The sequence below is a fragment of the Pontibacter brevis genome, assembly GCF_054779655.1.
Window position 1 is genome coordinate 12,213 of sequence record NZ_BAAGXV010000028.1, and the last position, 15,857, is coordinate 28,069.

15 protein-coding genes are annotated in these 15,857 nt (G+C 47.6%); 7 read left to right on the forward strand and 8 right to left on the reverse strand.

What is annotated here, in order from left to right; all coding sequences use genetic code 11:
* Window positions 1–107: 107 nt before the first annotated feature.
* Both ACYVB1_RS08480 and trpS read left to right on the forward strand, forming a co-directional pair.
* Window positions 108–683, forward strand: a complete 576-nt coding sequence (locus ACYVB1_RS08480; RefSeq protein WP_460922785.1) for a copper resistance protein NlpE — start codon at window positions 108–110, stop codon at window positions 681–683.
* 84 nt (window positions 684–767) lie between these two features.
* Window positions 768–1,742, forward strand: coding sequence for a tryptophan--tRNA ligase (gene trpS / locus ACYVB1_RS08485; RefSeq protein WP_460922788.1), 975 nt, complete (start codon window positions 768–770; stop codon window positions 1,740–1,742).
* Window positions 1,743–1,865: 123 nt separating this feature from the next.
* Here trpS and ACYVB1_RS08490 read toward each other — a convergent pair whose 3' ends face one another.
* The 3 genes from ACYVB1_RS08490 to ACYVB1_RS08500 form a co-directional block, all read right to left on the reverse strand.
* The gene (locus tag ACYVB1_RS08490) at window positions 1,866–2,612 is read right to left on the reverse strand and encodes an EF-hand domain-containing protein (protein WP_460922791.1); all 747 of its coding nucleotides are present in this window, start codon (window positions 2,610–2,612) and stop codon (window positions 1,866–1,868) included.
* A 296-nt stretch (window positions 2,613–2,908) separates the two neighbouring features.
* Window positions 2,909–3,274: a methylglyoxal synthase gene (locus tag ACYVB1_RS08495; RefSeq protein ID WP_460922794.1), complete on the reverse strand. Its 366-nt coding sequence runs from the start codon at window positions 3,272–3,274 to the stop codon at window positions 2,909–2,911.
* Window positions 3,275–3,505: 231 nt separating this feature from the next.
* Entirely contained in the window at window positions 3,506–3,904 is a 399-nt protein-coding gene (locus tag ACYVB1_RS08500) for a hypothetical protein (RefSeq protein WP_460922797.1), read from the reverse strand.
* A gap of 145 nt (window positions 3,905–4,049) precedes the next feature.
* On the opposite strand from ACYVB1_RS08500, the gene hppD reads away from it, so the two are divergent.
* Both hppD and ACYVB1_RS08510 read left to right on the forward strand, forming a co-directional pair.
* Window positions 4,050–5,144 carry a 4-hydroxyphenylpyruvate dioxygenase gene (gene hppD, locus ACYVB1_RS08505; protein ID WP_460922799.1) on the forward strand — a complete coding sequence of 365 codons (1,095 nt, stop codon included), beginning with the start codon at window positions 4,050–4,052 and terminating at the stop codon, window positions 5,142–5,144.
* 158 nt (window positions 5,145–5,302) lie between these two features.
* Window positions 5,303–7,036: a phospho-sugar mutase gene (locus ACYVB1_RS08510; protein ID WP_460922802.1), complete on the forward strand. Its 1,734-nt coding sequence runs from the start codon at window positions 5,303–5,305 to the stop codon at window positions 7,034–7,036.
* A gap of 106 nt (window positions 7,037–7,142) precedes the next feature.
* Here ACYVB1_RS08510 and ACYVB1_RS08515 read toward each other — a convergent pair whose 3' ends face one another.
* A complete protein-coding gene (locus ACYVB1_RS08515) occupies window positions 7,143–7,496 on the reverse strand; it encodes a histidine kinase (protein WP_460922805.1) in 354 nt (117 codons plus the stop codon).
* A 48-nt stretch (window positions 7,497–7,544) separates the two neighbouring features.
* Window positions 7,545–8,801, reverse strand: a complete 1,257-nt coding sequence (locus ACYVB1_RS08520) for a PAS domain-containing protein (protein WP_460922808.1) — start codon at window positions 8,799–8,801, stop codon at window positions 7,545–7,547.
* 264 nt (window positions 8,802–9,065) lie between these two features.
* Between ACYVB1_RS08520 and ACYVB1_RS08525 the strand changes: the two genes are divergently transcribed.
* Window positions 9,066–9,653 (forward strand): nitroreductase family protein, encoded by a 588-nt coding sequence (locus ACYVB1_RS08525; protein WP_460922811.1) that lies wholly within the window; start codon window positions 9,066–9,068, stop codon window positions 9,651–9,653.
* A 425-nt stretch (window positions 9,654–10,078) separates the two neighbouring features.
* On the opposite strand, the gene dnaB is transcribed toward ACYVB1_RS08525, so the two are convergent.
* A complete protein-coding gene (gene dnaB / locus ACYVB1_RS08530) occupies window positions 10,079–11,656 on the reverse strand; it encodes a replicative DNA helicase (protein ID WP_460922813.1) in 1,578 nt (525 codons plus the stop codon).
* 154 nt (window positions 11,657–11,810) lie between these two features.
* Here dnaB and ACYVB1_RS08535 point away from each other — a divergent pair, with 154 nt between their 5' ends.
* Window positions 11,811–13,196, forward strand: a complete 1,386-nt coding sequence (locus ACYVB1_RS08535) for a UDP-N-acetylmuramate--L-alanine ligase (protein ID WP_460922816.1) — start codon at window positions 11,811–11,813, stop codon at window positions 13,194–13,196.
* Window positions 13,197–13,205: 9 nt separating this feature from the next.
* Window positions 13,206–14,012, forward strand: coding sequence for an exonuclease domain-containing protein (locus ACYVB1_RS08540; RefSeq protein ID WP_460922819.1), 807 nt, complete (start codon window positions 13,206–13,208; stop codon window positions 14,010–14,012).
* Between the two features lie 86 nt (window positions 14,013–14,098).
* On the opposite strand, the gene ACYVB1_RS08545 is transcribed toward ACYVB1_RS08540, so the two are convergent.
* Both ACYVB1_RS08545 and ACYVB1_RS08550 read right to left on the reverse strand, forming a co-directional pair.
* On the reverse strand, window positions 14,099–14,725 hold the full coding sequence (locus tag ACYVB1_RS08545; RefSeq protein ID WP_460922822.1) for a hypothetical protein: 627 nt from the start codon (window positions 14,723–14,725) through the stop codon (window positions 14,099–14,101).
* 14 nt (window positions 14,726–14,739) lie between these two features.
* Window positions 14,740–15,537, reverse strand: coding sequence for a M48 family metallopeptidase (locus ACYVB1_RS08550; protein ID WP_460922825.1), 798 nt, complete (start codon window positions 15,535–15,537; stop codon window positions 14,740–14,742).
* Between the last annotated feature and the right edge of the window lie 320 nt (window positions 15,538–15,857).

Consider the following 15,857-nt stretch of genomic DNA (forward strand, 5'->3'; position numbering starts at 1 on the left):
CACCGTTTTGCGTTAAAACTTGTGTCCCGTAACCAGTACCCACAAACATGATGAGGATTAAAATTGCTAAAGGCAAGACTTATTACATTAAACCTATACAGCGATCCATGAAAACAATTTTTGCGCTATTAGTCCTGTTTTCAGTGGCACTAAGCCAGCAACAAGTAAAGGCACAGACAGTTACAAGCTATGAGGAATGGCGGAGTTCCTTGAAAAAGGGAAGCAAAACAGCCACAAAGCCCGCGGCTAAGACCACAAAGGCCAAAGCACCAGCTAAGGCAGCCGAAAAGTCTGTAAATAAAGCTGAGACAAAGGCAGCTGCGCCCGCTATGGCAGCGCCAGCAGGAGTCTTTACCGGCACCCTCCCCTGCAACGATTGCCAGGGAATCAATACCGAACTTGAACTGAATAGTGACGCCAGTGGTTCCGGCCGCTCGTTCACCCTGAAACAGACTTTTTTGGGAAAACCAGCTGACAAAAGCGTTGTAACGAGTTCGGGCAAATGGTTCCTGGCCAAAGGTAACAAGCAAAACCCTGATGCGGTGGTGCTGCAACTTATCCCAATATCAGGCAAGATAGACCCGATGTACTTCCTGCAGGTAAGTGAGACGGAGGTAAAACTGCTCGACCGGCAGCAAACAGAACTGAAGGGCCAGCAAAACGATGTACTGAAGAGGCAGTAGTGCCAGGTACTCGCTTGTAAAATGGCTGGGCTATTTTCGTCTTTTTTCGCGTAATTTGCAGCCAGAACAATTACACACCTACATATGGCACGTTATCTTACGGGAATCCAGAGCACAGGCCGTCCACACTTAGGCAACCTGCTGGGCGCTATCATTCCTGCTGTGGAGCTATCGAAAGCCTCTGACGAAGAATCGCTTTACTTTATTGCTGACATGCACTCGCTGACTACTATCCGCGATGCGGAGGTACTGCGGCAAAATACATACGCTGTGGCGGCAGCCTGGCTTGCCTTCGGCTTCGACACAGACAAACATATCTTTTACCGTCAGTCCGATGTGCCGATGGTAACAGAGCTGGCATGGTACCTGAACTGCTTTGCACCGTTCCCTATGCTGGCCAATGCACACTCTTTTAAAGATAAATCGAACAGAAGAGGGCTTTCTGATGTAAATGCCGGTTTGTTTACATACCCTGTTCTGATGGCTGCGGACATCCTGTTATATGACGCAAACCTTGTTCCGGTAGGAAAAGACCAGATACAGCACCTGGAAATCACCCGCGACATCGCCAGCGCTTTTAACCATGTATATGGGGAGACATTTGTACTACCGGAAGCCAGGATAGACGAGACGGTGATGACGGTGCCGGGCCTGAATGGTGAGAAAATGAGCAAATCGTACGGCAACATCATTGATATTTTTGAAGCTGACAAGCCGCTTCGAAAAACCATCATGAGTATTATCACAGACAGCACACCACTGGAAGACCCAAAGGATACCGAAAACGACACTGTATTCAAACTCTACAGCTTACTGGCTACGCCGGAAGAAATTGAAAGAATGCGCCAGAATTATGAGGCGGGAGGATACGGTTACGGCCATGCCAAGCAGGCACTGTATGAACTTATCACGCAGAAGTATGCGAAAGAGCGTGAACTGTTCAGCTATTACATGAATAACCTGCCCGAAATCGACAAGAAATTGCATGAAGGTGCCGAGAAAGCCAAGGCAATAGCTGGCCCTGTGCTACAGCGGGTCCGCCAGAAGCTGGGCTACTAAGGAGTTAATCCATAAAACAGAAAGGGGGCATCTTATTTTTCAGATGCCCCCTTTCTGTTTTTATGGAAAAGGAATTAAACTTTCTGCTCACCCTCCTCCGCAATTAAGTTATAAAATAAATACTTATCTGCCAGTAGTACCACCGCCAGCGGTAGTTCCGCCTGTTGTGGTGCCAGTACCTGTTGTGGTTCCGGTAGTACCTGTAGTAGTTCCGGTAGTACCTGTAGTAGTTCCGGTAGTACCTGTGGTGGTGCCTGTTGTGGTTCCGGTTGTGGTACCAGTGGTTGTGCCACCATAGTAACGGTTATAGCGATCATTCATTTCGGTACCTGACATAGTGCCTGTGCCACCATTGTTCCACTGCCCGTAAACACCTTCAGAATACTCCTGCTGATCAATCATATTATCCTGGTTTCTGTCCCAGTTTCGATAGAAGTTATTGTCAGTATTGTTGGCCATACCTGTGCGGAACTCGTTCTCATCCAAGTTATTGTCACGGTTTGCGTCCATGTCGGTATAGTTCTGACCTGTCATGCCATAATCCCTGGATGCTGTGTCCCACTCATTCTGGTCTATGTTGTTGTCATTGTTTGTGTCCCAAGTACTGTACATGCTCCGGTTAAACTCATCTTCATTCAGCATGTTGTCATCGTCCTCGTCCCACTCCGTAAACCTGTTGTTGGAAGCGAAAGTGGAGTTGAAACGGTTGTTATCCCAGGTATCCGTTTCAGTAGTCTCAGTTTCTGTTGTTACTACTTCCCCTTCAGTTGTGTCTGCGTTGTCGGTAGTACAGGCAACAGAGCCTGTGAGTAAAGCAAAACATAAACCTGTACCTATTAATTTCTGTAAATTTAATTTGTTCGTTTTCATAGTCTTGTCTGTTTAAATAAAATGCTTAATGCCTTATACCTAATATTTTACGACACAGCACTACCACAAGACTACACATAGCTGTAAAGAAAAGCGAATGCTATTTTCTAATTAGTATAACCTAGTATAAAATCAGTAAAAACAGCTGTATACTCTAAAATAAAGTTTATTTACTTCTTTTTTACTGCACAATTTGTTTTCTGTACAATCCTTGAAGCGCACAAAAAAAGCACCCGCCTCTGCTTATGCTTCGGTGAGTGCATCAGTTAAAAATCCTGTAAGGAAATTGCAGCTTGCTAATCCCGCTCCATGATGATAAGGTCGGCGGAGGCACGGTTCAATGCAATTGGAATGTTGTTAAGCACGGCAGTACGGATGAGTGTCTGTATATCATGCTCATGTCCATGCGGTGTTTCAACGTCGATGAAGAAGATGATTTTGTGCACCTCTCCCTGCAGGATACGTGCCGCCAACAGGATGTCTCCCCCACTTGGGCCATGACCAAAGGGCTGTACATTCAAATCCAGCAGGTCGTTTATAAGCTTTGACGTGTTGGTGGTGCCAATGAGGGTATGGCCCTCCAGTGCTTTCTGGTTCTCTTTCACCCAGTTTAGCAGGTCTGTTTTCTTGTTGTTATGTGCTACTAAAGCAATTGTTGTCATGGTGATAGATTATATGTTTCAGTATATGTACTTCAGCTCCTGAAGTATAAGCTAATCAGGTAAACAAAGCGAAGATAAGTAAAGCGACAGAAGTAACAAGACTTAAGGCAGGAGACTTAACTTAAAATTCATAATAAAAAACCGCACGATCCATGGCTGAAAACAGATGAATCGTGCGGTTGAAAAAAGTTGTCTTTTGCTAGCGAAGCGGCTGCACTTTATCTTAGCAGCTTACTCTGCCTTCCAGAGTACGCGCTCCTGGTCTGCCAGTATCAGCAGTATACGTGGCGGGTTGGCTACAATCACCAGGCGCATCTCCACCCCCGGAAAAGAGTCTGACTCTACCCAAACACCTTCTTTCTCATCTTCCTCCAGGGCAGCATCCGGATCCAGGGTACTTGCCAGGTAAGCAGTAGGTAAAAGAATATCGGCGTCTGATTTCAATTTACCATGTACATCTTCCAGCACATCCTCAAGGTAATCGCCATACTCTTCATTGAAGTCATCCTCCAGGTCGTGCAGCTCCTCTTCAATATCATCGTAGCGCTCATCGTTATAATCCATGTTATTCAGCTCTTGCTTCTTTTCCAGGATCGCAACGATAGAATCGTTTAAAGCATTTACATTCATGTGATCGTGTTTTTTACAAAGTTGGAAACATGCCGTAGCAATTGCAAGTAATCAGATGATAATTTAACCCGGTGCGGTTCAGATTTTGATAAATCCATAAAAGGTGTATTTTTACAATAAGACACCTGCTAATCCTGATAAAACTATGGCTACAGACATCCTGCCCCTGAACGGCACCGATCACATCGAGTTTTATGTGGGCAATGCCAAACAGGCGGCCCATTTTTACCAGACCGCCTTCGGCTTTAAACTGGTAGCCTATGCCGGACCGGAAACAGGCATCCGCGACCGCGCCTCCTATGTGCTGGTGCAGGATAAAGTACGCTTCGTACTCACTACTTCCCTTCTTCCTGACTCTGATATTTCCAGGCATGTGCAGCAGCACGGCGATGGTGTAAAGGTGCTTGCCCTGTGGGTGGATGATGCAGAGAAGTCTTTTTATGACACGGTGGCGCGTGGTGCAAAGCCTGCTATAGAGCCTCAGACACTGCAGGACGAGCATGGCGAGGTTAAAATTGCCGCCATCCATACCTATGGAGAGACCATTCATACTTTTGTAGAACGCAGAAACTACAGCGGTCCTTTTATGCCGGGCTATAGAGCCAAGTCTACAGAGCTGGAGGTGGAGCCGCTGGGTCTGAAGTACGTAGATCACTGCGTAGGCAATGTGGAGCTAGGCCGCATGAACGAGTGGGTCGAGTTTTATGAAAAAGTGATGGGCTTCCAGCTGCTCATTACGTTTGACGACAAAGACATCAGCACAGAGTACACCGCCCTCATGTCAAAAGTGGTATCCAATGGCAACGGCTACGTGAAGTTCCCGATAAATGAACCGGCAAAGGGAAAGAAAAAATCCCAGATTGACGAGTACCTGGAGTTTTACCGAGGAGCCGGTGTACAGCACATTGCTATTGCGACCGATGACATTCTGCATACGGTAGCAGAGCTGCGCCGAAGGGGTGTGGAATTCCTGTATGTCCCGGAAACCTACTACGAGGACTTGTTTGAAAGAGTGGGCCAGATTGATGAGGAGATGGAGGCACTGAAGGCACTGAACATTCTTGTAGACCGTGATGAGGAAGGTTACCTGTTGCAGATTTTCACAAAGCCGGTAGAAGACCGGCCTACCGTTTTTTATGAAATCATACAGCGTAAAGGAGCCAAATCTTTCGGAAAAGGAAACTTCAAGGCGTTGTTTGAAGCGATTGAACGGGAACAGGAACTTAGGGGCAACCTTTGACAGGAAAACAAGGTAAATGCCGGTAGATTGAATTAAATTGCTTTATTTTGATATTCATATACATCACACCAGTTCTTTTGAACGTGCTTCAGGTGCAAAAAGGGCTGGTGTGATTATTTTGTCTACATAACCAAACAAAATCTCCAACCATAAAGACTATGATTGAGAATTCTATAAAAACAAAAATTGACCAGTGGCTCTCTGGAAACTATGATGAAGCCACCAAAACAGAAATACAGGGCCTGCTGGATAGCAACGAGCATGATACGCTGAATGATGCCTTTTACAAAGACCTTGAGTTTGGTACAGGCGGTTTACGTGGCATTATGGGTGCGGGCAGCAACCGGATGAACCGCTATACCTTGGGTATGGCCACACAGGGCCTTTCCAATTACCTGAAGCAGAATTTTCCTGATCAGCAGATTAGTGTAGCCATTGCCCACGACAGCCGCAACAACTCTGATAAGTTTGCCCGCATCGCAGCAGACATTTTTTCTGCCAATGATATCAAGGTATACCTGTTCGAGGCGCTGCGCCCTACCCCGGAGCTATCTTTTGCCATACGCCACCTGGGTTGCCAGAGCGGTGTTGTGATCACTGCATCCCACAACCCGAAAGAGTACAACGGTTATAAAGCCTACTGGAACGATGGTGCGCAGGTAACAGCACCGCACGATAAGAACATTATCAAGGAGGTAAACAAAATCACTTCTATTGACGAGGTAAAGTTTGAGCCAAAAGAGGAGAACATTGAGATGATAGGCGCTGAAGTTGATGAAGCCTACATCAAAGAAGTGCTGGGACTTTCTATTTCGCAGGATGCTATCAGGCGCCAGCATGACCTGAAGATTGTGTTCACTCCCATCCACGGTACTGGTATCACCTTAGTACCTGAAATCCTGAAGCGCTTCGGCTTTACGAATGTGCATGTGGTAGAAGAGCAATCAAAGCCAGACGGCAACTTCCCGACAGTGGTATATCCGAACCCAGAAGAGAAGGAGGCCATGACGCTTGCCATGAAAAAGGCAGAAGAACTGGACGCAGACCTCGTGCTGGCCACAGACCCTGACGCTGACCGCGTGGGTATTGCCGTGAAAAACCTGAAAGGCGAGTTCGTGCTGTTAAACGGAAACCAAACGGGGGCCCTCCTCATCAACTACCTGCTGCAGGCATGGCAGCTAGCCGGAAAGCTGACAGGCAAAGAGTACGTAGTAAAAACCATCGTAACGACTGACCTTATCAAGAAAATTGCCGACAGCTATAACGTAAAAATGTACGAGACCCTCACTGGCTTTAAGTACATTGCTGAAATCATCCGAAACCTGGAGGGCAAAGAAACTTACATTGGCGGCGGCGAAGAAAGCTACGGCTACCTGGCTGGCGACTTTGTTCGCGATAAGGACGCCATCTCTTCCTGCGCCCTGATAGCCGAAATGGCAGCGGTAGCGAAAGACAATGGGCAAAGCCTGTTCGAGATGATGGTGGAGATGTACACGAAGTACGGCTTCTACAAAGAGGGCCTAGTTTCCATCACTAAAAAAGGCATGCGTGGTGCAGAAGAAATTCAGCAGATGATGGCCGACATGCGCAACAACCCGCCACAGACCATAGCCGGCTCCAAAGTAGTCGAGATTAGTGATTACAAGAACAGCACAAGAAAGAATGTGTTGAACGGGGAAGAAACGAAACTGGATCTGGAAAGTTCAAATGTGTTGCAGTACATGACAGAAGACGGCAGCAAAATCTCAGCCCGTCCGTCTGGCACAGAGCCTAAAATCAAGTTCTATGTCAGCGTCAACGAACCCTTGGCTTCTAAGGAGGATTTTGACGCTACAGCTCAGAAGCTAAACAAAAAGATAGAGCAGACACTGAAGGACCTGAAACTGAAGTAAGATTCATCTCTAATAAGTTAAACGGCTCAATTGCTGGTCTTGAAACACCAGCAATTGAGCCGTTTTTATGTTAGTTTTNGAAACGGCCGAAGTACCTGCTACTTCACTAAACCTCTTTTAACCTGTTCTCCAGCACTAAAAGCAAAGCCAGAAACCGCTCAGACTGTTTCTCAACATTTTTTAGCCCATCATGTGCTTCGTCAATTTTTCCGTCCCTGTAGAGTTTGTATAAGCTTAGGGTTATATTCTCTAGTTCCTGGTGTACTTTGGCAAGCTCTCCCATTTCAGCCTCGTTTATGTAGCGTACAAGGCCGATAGTGGCAAACCACACTGCAATCGGGCCTGACCTGGAGAAAAAGGCTTCATCAAAAGCTCCGCCATAGAGCATCGAGCGCACCTTCGATTTATAGAGGATGTGCTTTATACGGAGCTGTTGAAAATCTACCTGCGCTAAGTTCATCTGCAGCTTTTCTCCTTTACATGAACATATGGACGGACTTTACTCATGCTACGCCTCTCCTAGCTCCTGTAATTTTTTCTTGAACATAACCTGTTCAGTTACCTCATAACCGAAAGCCAGAATGCCTGTAATCTTATCAGATTCAAATATAGGGTGATAGGAAAAGGTGAAGTAGGTTTCTTCTAATTTACCGCGATTACCCTTATCCAGCATGATGGGCACTTCTTCAGCTATATAAGCCTTACCAGTATTATAAACGCCATCCAGCAAGGCAATAAAGCCTTGTTCTACTATTTCAGGCACAGCCTCTGCCAAAGGCTTGTGCAGCATGTCCTTGTCGGGATAGAGCTGCTGGTACTTATCGTTTATCAGCTCAAACCGATGCTCCGGCCCCTTCAGAATGCAGAACATGGCTGGTGCCTGCATAAAAAGTGTTTCCAGCATCTTCCGCTCATTTTCTGCCTTTACATAAGCATCCTGCACCTGGTCTGCAAGAACTGCCATCTGCTCATTTGACTCCAACAGTTCCTGCACCATAATTCTGGTGTCATGTATATCCGTAGAACTGCCCACCCACATGACGATGTTGCCCGATTCATCTTCCATAGGCAGTGTACGGCACAGGTGCCAGCGGTAATGGCCGTCCTTATCGCGCTTCCGCAGTTCCATCTGAATGTCAGTCCCATTCCGGAAAGCCTCCTCCCACTTCGCCTTAACAACAGGCAGGTCATCCGGGTGGACTATCTTTTGCCAATCCTCCTGCGATAAGTCTTCCAGGGGAAGATTGACGTAACGCTCCCAGCGCTTGTTTAGGTAAGTAAGTTCACCGGCCGCATCTGTCGTAAAAATTAACTGCGGCATGGCTTCTGCCATAAACCTGAACTTCTCTTCGCTTTCAGAAAGTGCTAGCTTAGCTGATTCTCTCTCCGTTACATCTGTTGTTCGCTGAATCAGATACTCTACATTTCCGTCAGCATCAAGCACTGGTGTATGCGAAGCTTCCCAATAGCGCACTTCGTAATCACCTCCTTCAGCTTCGGGCTTCGGCAAATCATAACGTATTACATCGAGGTAATCTATTTTTTTACTCTGGATCGCCCTGTCCAGTGACACACGAACAGGATTCTCTTCATACGAGAGCTCTTTATTTGGGAAAGCCTCCAGCAGGAAATGCTTTCCCAGGATTTGCTCCCTTGTACGCTTTGTGATTTCCAGGTATTTATCTGTAGCAGCCAGAATCTTATACTCAGGAGAAAGCACTACAAGCGCCTCCGGTATGTTTCTAAAAAGTTGGGTATAGTCCATTATAAAACACGGAGCCTATTCAATGTTTAAACTATAATTAAAAGAGATATATTGTCCAGCCTTTTAAAACCTGAAAATAAAGTTCGGCAATATTTTACTGTGGATGCAAGGGTAACAACAGACACTATACTACTTTGATCTGCATCAGGTTTACAAAATTGTTATCCTTAACATAACTAATTTTGTTATTCAAAAGGATGTCAACTCTTTTCGGACGTTCATAAGAGATATATTGAGTAAATTTTAAACAGATAAAAACTTTTCATGAACAATACATTTTCAGCTATACAGAATGTCATTCAAAACAGAAGAACTGTTAAACCGCCTCAAATGAACGGGCAGCCGGTACCAGACGAGCAGGTAAAGGAGCTTCTGGCGCTGGCTGACTGGGCCCCTACCCACGGCTTAACAGAACCATGGCGTTTCAAGGTATATGCAGGGGACAAGGTGCAAGACTTCTGCCTGGCCCATGCCGAATTATACAAAGAACATACGTTGCCAGACAAGTTCCTGGAGGTAAATTATGAAAAACTGCGGCACATGGGGGATCAGGCTTCGCACCTGATTGTAGCCATCATGCAACGCGGCGCACTGCCCAAGATTCCGGCTTTAGAAGAAATTGCAGCTACCTCCTGCGCCGTGCAAAACCTGCTGCTAGGTGCCACCGCACTGGGCATAGCGAGTTACTGGGGCTCCGGCGGCATGGCCTACCACCCTGCTATGAAAGACATGCTGCAGTTACGGGAAGAAGACTTGGTGCTGGGCTTGCTGTACTTCGGCTATACTGATAAACCCCTCTCAGAAGGCAGGCGTACCATTCCGCTGGAGGAAAAGGTGGAGTGGCACGGTTGATTAATTTGAATTAATGGGAGGAGATGAGCGAAGCTTGTCTCCTTTTTATTTTAACGGTAACAATGAATCTTTGCCTTTACACAGAAGTCAGCAGCCTCCCCTCCTTAGACAAGGTGGGGTAAGGGGTTGTTTGACCCCGCACTAACGTTTTTAGCGAAAAAATTTGTAAAAGCTCAATTTCCTCTCAGGATCTGCAACTTTTAGACAAAGTAGTTCTACCTCTGTTCTGATTTACTCTTCGTTACCGGGTCGAACCACCCCTGCCCCTCCTTATCCAAGGAGGGGAGTCTGCTGATGTTGCAGAAACTTTGAAGATTATAGTTACAGTTTTTAGTGTAGCAAAGTGCTCGTAAAAAAGAAAAGCCACTGGCTTAATGCACAGCGGCTAATCTCCTTCGGCTTATCTTTGATTGTTTGTGTCCTGATTAAAATGGTGGCTCCTCATCGAAGTTGGAGGTCGGGAATCCGCCGCCGCTGCTGCCCCCGTCGTTCATGCGGCTTCCTAAACGTATAGCACCTGGCGTTTCGGTATCGAAGGTAGAATTAGGCAGTGCATTGAAACCTCCCATGGCATCTCCTCCGAAGTCATTGTCCAGGTTAGTGAACTTTGTATACTTACCGATAAATTTCAACTGCACGTTTTCCAAAGAACCGTTTCGGTGTTTGGCGATAATCACCTCTCCTACGCCGGCAGTAGGGTTACCCATTTCGTCCTCTGTTATGCCGTAGTATTCCGGACGGTAAAGGAAGAGCACCATATCCGCATCCTGCTCAATGGAACCGGATTCACGAAGGTCAGACAGTTGCGGACGCTTGTCGCCACCACGGGTTTCCACGGCACGGCTCAGCTGCGACAGCGCAATTACCGGCACACTCAGCTCCTTCGCCAGCATTTTCAGGGCCCGCGAAATAGACGCAATTTCCTGTTCACGGTTACCACCACCCTTGCCATCAGCGTTACCGCTCATCAGCTGCAGGTAGTCAATAATAATCATCTGTATATCGAACTGGGCCTTCAAACGGCGGCACTTGGTGCGCAGCTCCCGGATAGAAAGACCAGGCGTATCATCGATAAAAATAGGCGCCTCGGTTAACTTCGAGATCTTATGGTTGAGCTGTGCCCACTCATGGTCTACCAGGTTACCTTTTTTGATTTTCTCTGAATCCAGCTCTGCCTCCGATGATATCAGACGATTCACCAGCTGCAGCGAAGACATCTCGAGCGAGAAAATGGCTACGCCCTTCTTGAAGTCAACCGCGGCGTTGCGCATACAGGATAGTACGAAGGCTGTTTTACCCATCGCAGGACGGGCAGCCAGGATCACAAGGTCAGATTTCTGCCAGCCGGAAGTAACACGGTCCAGGGCAGCAAGTCCGCTAGGCACACCTGTTAAGCCGTCCTCCTGCTTGCGCTTCTCTTCCAGTTCTTTGATAGCTGCGTGCATGAGCGAGCGCATGTCATCAAAGTTCTTACGGATGTTCGATTCCGATACTTCGTAAAGCCTTGCCTCTGTCTTATCGAGCAGCTCAAATACGTCGGTTGTATCTTCAAAGGCACTGGAGAGCACCTCAGAAGAAATCGAGATCAGGTCCCGCTTAATAGAGTTTTCCGTTATGATACGGGCGTGGTACTCTATGTTAGCCGCCGAGTTTACACGTGTTGTCAGCTGGGTAACGTAATAGGCACCGCCTGCCAATTCCAGCTCTCCGTTCTCACGGAGCTCATGCGTCACCGTCAGGATATCGATCGGCTCCGACTTATCGAAGAGCCCGATAATAGCCTTAAAAATGCGCTGGTGTGCCTCTTTGTAAAAACTCTGTGGCCGTAAAATATCGATCACTGAGGTAAGGGCGTCTTTTTCCAGCATCAGAGCGCCTAGCACGGCCTCTTCCAGGTCAAGTGCCTGCGGTGGCTTTTTGCCCAATTCCGAAACAACAGGCGCTTTCTTCTGCCAACTGTTACGGTTGCCCGCCTGCCGCACATTCATTTTCATGTCCTCCATAGGTACAAATTTAAAAAACCTGCCATGCAAGTAATCCACATCCCCCTCTGAGTAATCCACATTCAGGCATAAGATATCAACATATTAGGGTACCACTATTTTAATTTAGGGAATGACTTCTAACTTTGTCTGTTTGCAAACATATTGCTTTGATATGGAGAAGAAGGAACCTCAGTACATACACCTGATAGCAGTGGGCGGAAGCATCATGCACAACCTTGCCCTTGCCTTACACGACAAAGGCCTGAAAATCACAGGCTCTGACGATGAGATTTATGAGCCTGCCAAAAGCAGACTGGCCGAGGCCGGCATATTACCGGAAAAAGAAGGCTGGTTTACAGAAAAAATTGACGCCCGGCCGGACGCTGTCATATTGGGTATGCACGCCCGACCCGACAACCCGGAACTGAAGCGTGCGCAGGAGCTGGGCATCCCGATTTATTCTTTCCCTGAGTTCATTTATGAGCAGAGCAAAGACAAGCAGCGCATCGTCATCGGGGGCAGTCACGGCAAGACATCCACTACCTCCATTATCATGCACGTGCTCAAGCACCTGGGCCGCAAGTTTGATTATGCCGTAGGCGCGCAGCTGGAAGGGTTTAACCGCATGGTGAAGCTTTCGGAAGATGCTCCTGTTATTATAATAGAAGGTGATGAGTACCTCTCCGACCCTATCAAACGGGTGCCGAAGTTCCACCTGTACCACCACCATATTGCCGTTATTACCGGCATCAGCTGGGACCATATCAATGTTTTCCCGGATCCTGAAATGTACAGGGACCAGTTCCGCATTTTCGCGGAGATGACTCCGAAAGCCGGAACACTTATCTATAACCAGGACGATGAACAGGTGCAGTTGGTAGCAGTGCCCCGCAACCCGGCTGATATTGTATACATCGGCTACAGCGCGCACGAACACAGCATCCGAAACGGCAAAACCATTCTACACACCAAGAAAGACGGCGATGTAGAAATACCGCTGTTTGGCGAACATAACCTGCGCAACATCAGTGCAGCGAAAGAAGTGTGTAAGAAAATCGGGGTGAAAGCGCATGATTTTTACGAGGCACTTAAAAGTTTTAAGGGTGCCGCCAAGCGCCTCGAGAAAATTGGAGAGCAGGACAACAGCAGCATCTTCCGTGATTTTGCCCATGCCCCTTCCAAAGTAAAAGCAACCACTGAGGCTGTGAAGGCACAATTCCCGCAGCGCGAGCTGGTGGCTGTGCTGGAACTGCACACTTTCAGCAGCCTGAACAAGAACTTTCTGCCGCAATATGCCGGAGCATTGGATAAAGCAGATGCTCCTATTGTGTATTTCAACCCGAAGACAATCGAGCACAAGCGCATGGAGATGCTCTCGGAAGATGAACTGAAGATAGCGTTCGATAATGTGCGCCTGCAGGTTTTCAACGATGCAGCGGCTTTGCAACAGCACCTGACCAGCCGGAACTGGCAAAATGCCAACCTGCTGCTTATGAGCTCTGGCAATTACAACAACATGAACTTAGAGGCGCTAACAAAAGCGGTTCTTACTAAATAAACCAGAGCAATGAAGTTAAATTTAAAGCGCCCCATCGTCTTCTTCGACCTTGAAACAACCGGCACCGACATCTGCAAAGACAGAATTGTGGAAATAAGTGTGCTGAAGGTAATGCCGGATGGCGAGGAAATCCTTAAAACCCGCCGCGTAAATCCTACTATTCCGATTCCCCTGGAGTCGAGCCTGATTCATAAGATTTATGATGCTGATGTGCAGGGTTGCAAGACTTTTAAAGAAATAGCCAGAGACCTGGAGCAGTTCCTGAAAGGATGTGATTTAGGTGGTTACAATCTCCTGCGGTTTGATATTCCCTTGCTGGCAGAGGAATTCCTGCGCTGCGATATAGATTTCGACATAGACAACCGGAATGTGATTGACGCCTGCCGCATTTTTCACCAGATGGAACAGCGTACACTATCAGCCGCCTATAGATATTACTGCGACAAAAAGCTGGAGAATGCCCACAGCGCAGAGGCTGACACGGTAGCGACATACCACATCCTGATGGCGCAGCTGGACCGTTACCAGAACACCCCTGTAGAGGTGGCCGAGGGTGTGGAAGAGTTTCCTGTGCAGAACGACATGGAGCAGCTGCATAAGTTTACGGTACAGAAAACGGCTGACTTGTCCGGCCGTATCGTGTACAACAACGCGGGGCAGGAGGTATTTAACTTTGGGAAGCACAAGAATGTGCCGGTAGAGGAAGTACTCCAGAAAGAGCCCGGTTACTACGACTGGATGATGAAAAGTGAGTTTCCGCTTCAGACCAAGAAAGTCCTTACCCGCATTCGCTTGCGTAAGGTACAACTGTCGTAGCCAGGCTATCCACAGGCAGGAAGCACTAGAAACAAAAGGGGCTGCTAAACAAGTTTAGCAGCCCCTTTTGTTTGGGTCCTGAAATATTATCTCCTGGTGTCTCTGCCCGCCTGGCCCCGCAACTGCACCCCCTTCAGCAAGTTATTGTTTTCAGAGAACTTATGGGTACAGTTATTACCTGGCGCACGCGATTCGCATTCACAGCCTGTTATTTTATTACCTGAGAAAGTGAAATAGCAGAAACCACAGCCGGCGCCCGACTGGCACATATGCTTAGAGCCGCTGCTACTCAGGTACAGGGCATTGTCTGCGGCTAAATCCAGTTCCAGCGCCATGGAGCGGAATGACCCACTGCGCATGCCTATGGCAACCAGGTAATAGGCAGGCTTATCTTCCTTCGTCTCCTGCACCTTTCGTATCATCACCTGGTCTACTACAGTACCATCTCCAAACTCCCGGATAAAAGGCTGCAACAGCTCCTGCCGGCGCACAACATATTCTACTGTATCGAAAACAACCTGCCCCAGCAACTTGCCATCATAAGTCTTTACTGGCACCTCTCCCTCCCCTTCTTCACTTAACTCACTTTCCTCCCGTATCGCCTCACGCCTGGAGCAGGCAGAAGAGCCTAACATAAAAACAAGAAGAAAAAACAGAAGGGTGGTCTGGCTAAAGGGGGCAAAACGCAGGCGGGCAAAATTGTTTTCAGTCATGTTGTATTACAGGGTTAGTTTCTTTTATAATATTTTAGCGCCTCTGGCATATACTCCCTCAAAGTGCTCTGGCGGGTACCGGCGCTTGGGTGCGTCGACAGGAACTCAGGTGGGGCCTGACCGCCACTTGCAGCTTCCATTCGCTGCCAGAACGGAATAGCTTCCTCCGGGTTGTAACCGGCCATGGCCATAAATATAAGGCCCAGCTTATCAGCTTCTGTCTCCTGCTGGCGTCCATACCGTAGCAGGCCTAGCTGCGAGCCTACCCCATACACTGACATAATCAGGTTGGAAGTAACGCCTGGCTGTGCCCCTGCGAGCGCAGAAAGCGTCTGCCCTCCAAACTGCTGTGCCAACGCCTGGCTCATACGCTCGTTACCGTGCTTGGCAATAGCGTGGGCTATCTCATGCCCCATTACCACCGCAAGGCCGGTTTCATTTTGCGCCACCGGCAAAAGCCCGGAATATACTACTGTTTTACCGCCTGCCATTGCAAAAGCATTGATCTGGTCGTCCTGCACCAGGTTAAACTCCCAGTCAAAACCGGCCAGCTCATCCTTCATATTGTTGGCTGCCATATATTGTTCCACGGCACGCTGTATGCGCTGCCCTACCCGTTTTACCATGGCGGTGGCCTGTGCATCTCTCGATAGCTGGTTCTCACTCAAAAACTGCCGGTAAGCGGCATAACTCTGCTGCTGCATTTCTGCATCAGATACTAAATTCAGCTGTCGGCGTCCTGTGATGGGTACTGTTGTACAGGCAACCATCATAACCGCAGCTACAGCAAAAGCAATTAATTTCTTATACATTGTCATAGAATTTTGGTGATATGAGCATGATTTCAAATTTTGAACCATTTTCTACCACACTCAAATATAATACATTTTTAAATCAGCAAAACGCTATATTTTCAACCTTAAACGCGTTAAGCCTCTTCTAACAGCTCAAAATATAAGCGCATGCGTTGCACCGATTATACGTCAGCAACTCCGTAAAATGTTATCAGCGGCCTGTTTCAACAATATTTATGGAGCCTTTGGGTTAAAAGATGTATAAGAGAGACGTGACTAATACAGAAGCCACCTGAAAGAAAACAGGAAAGTTTTCTCTTGTTTTTTCTATCCAGCAA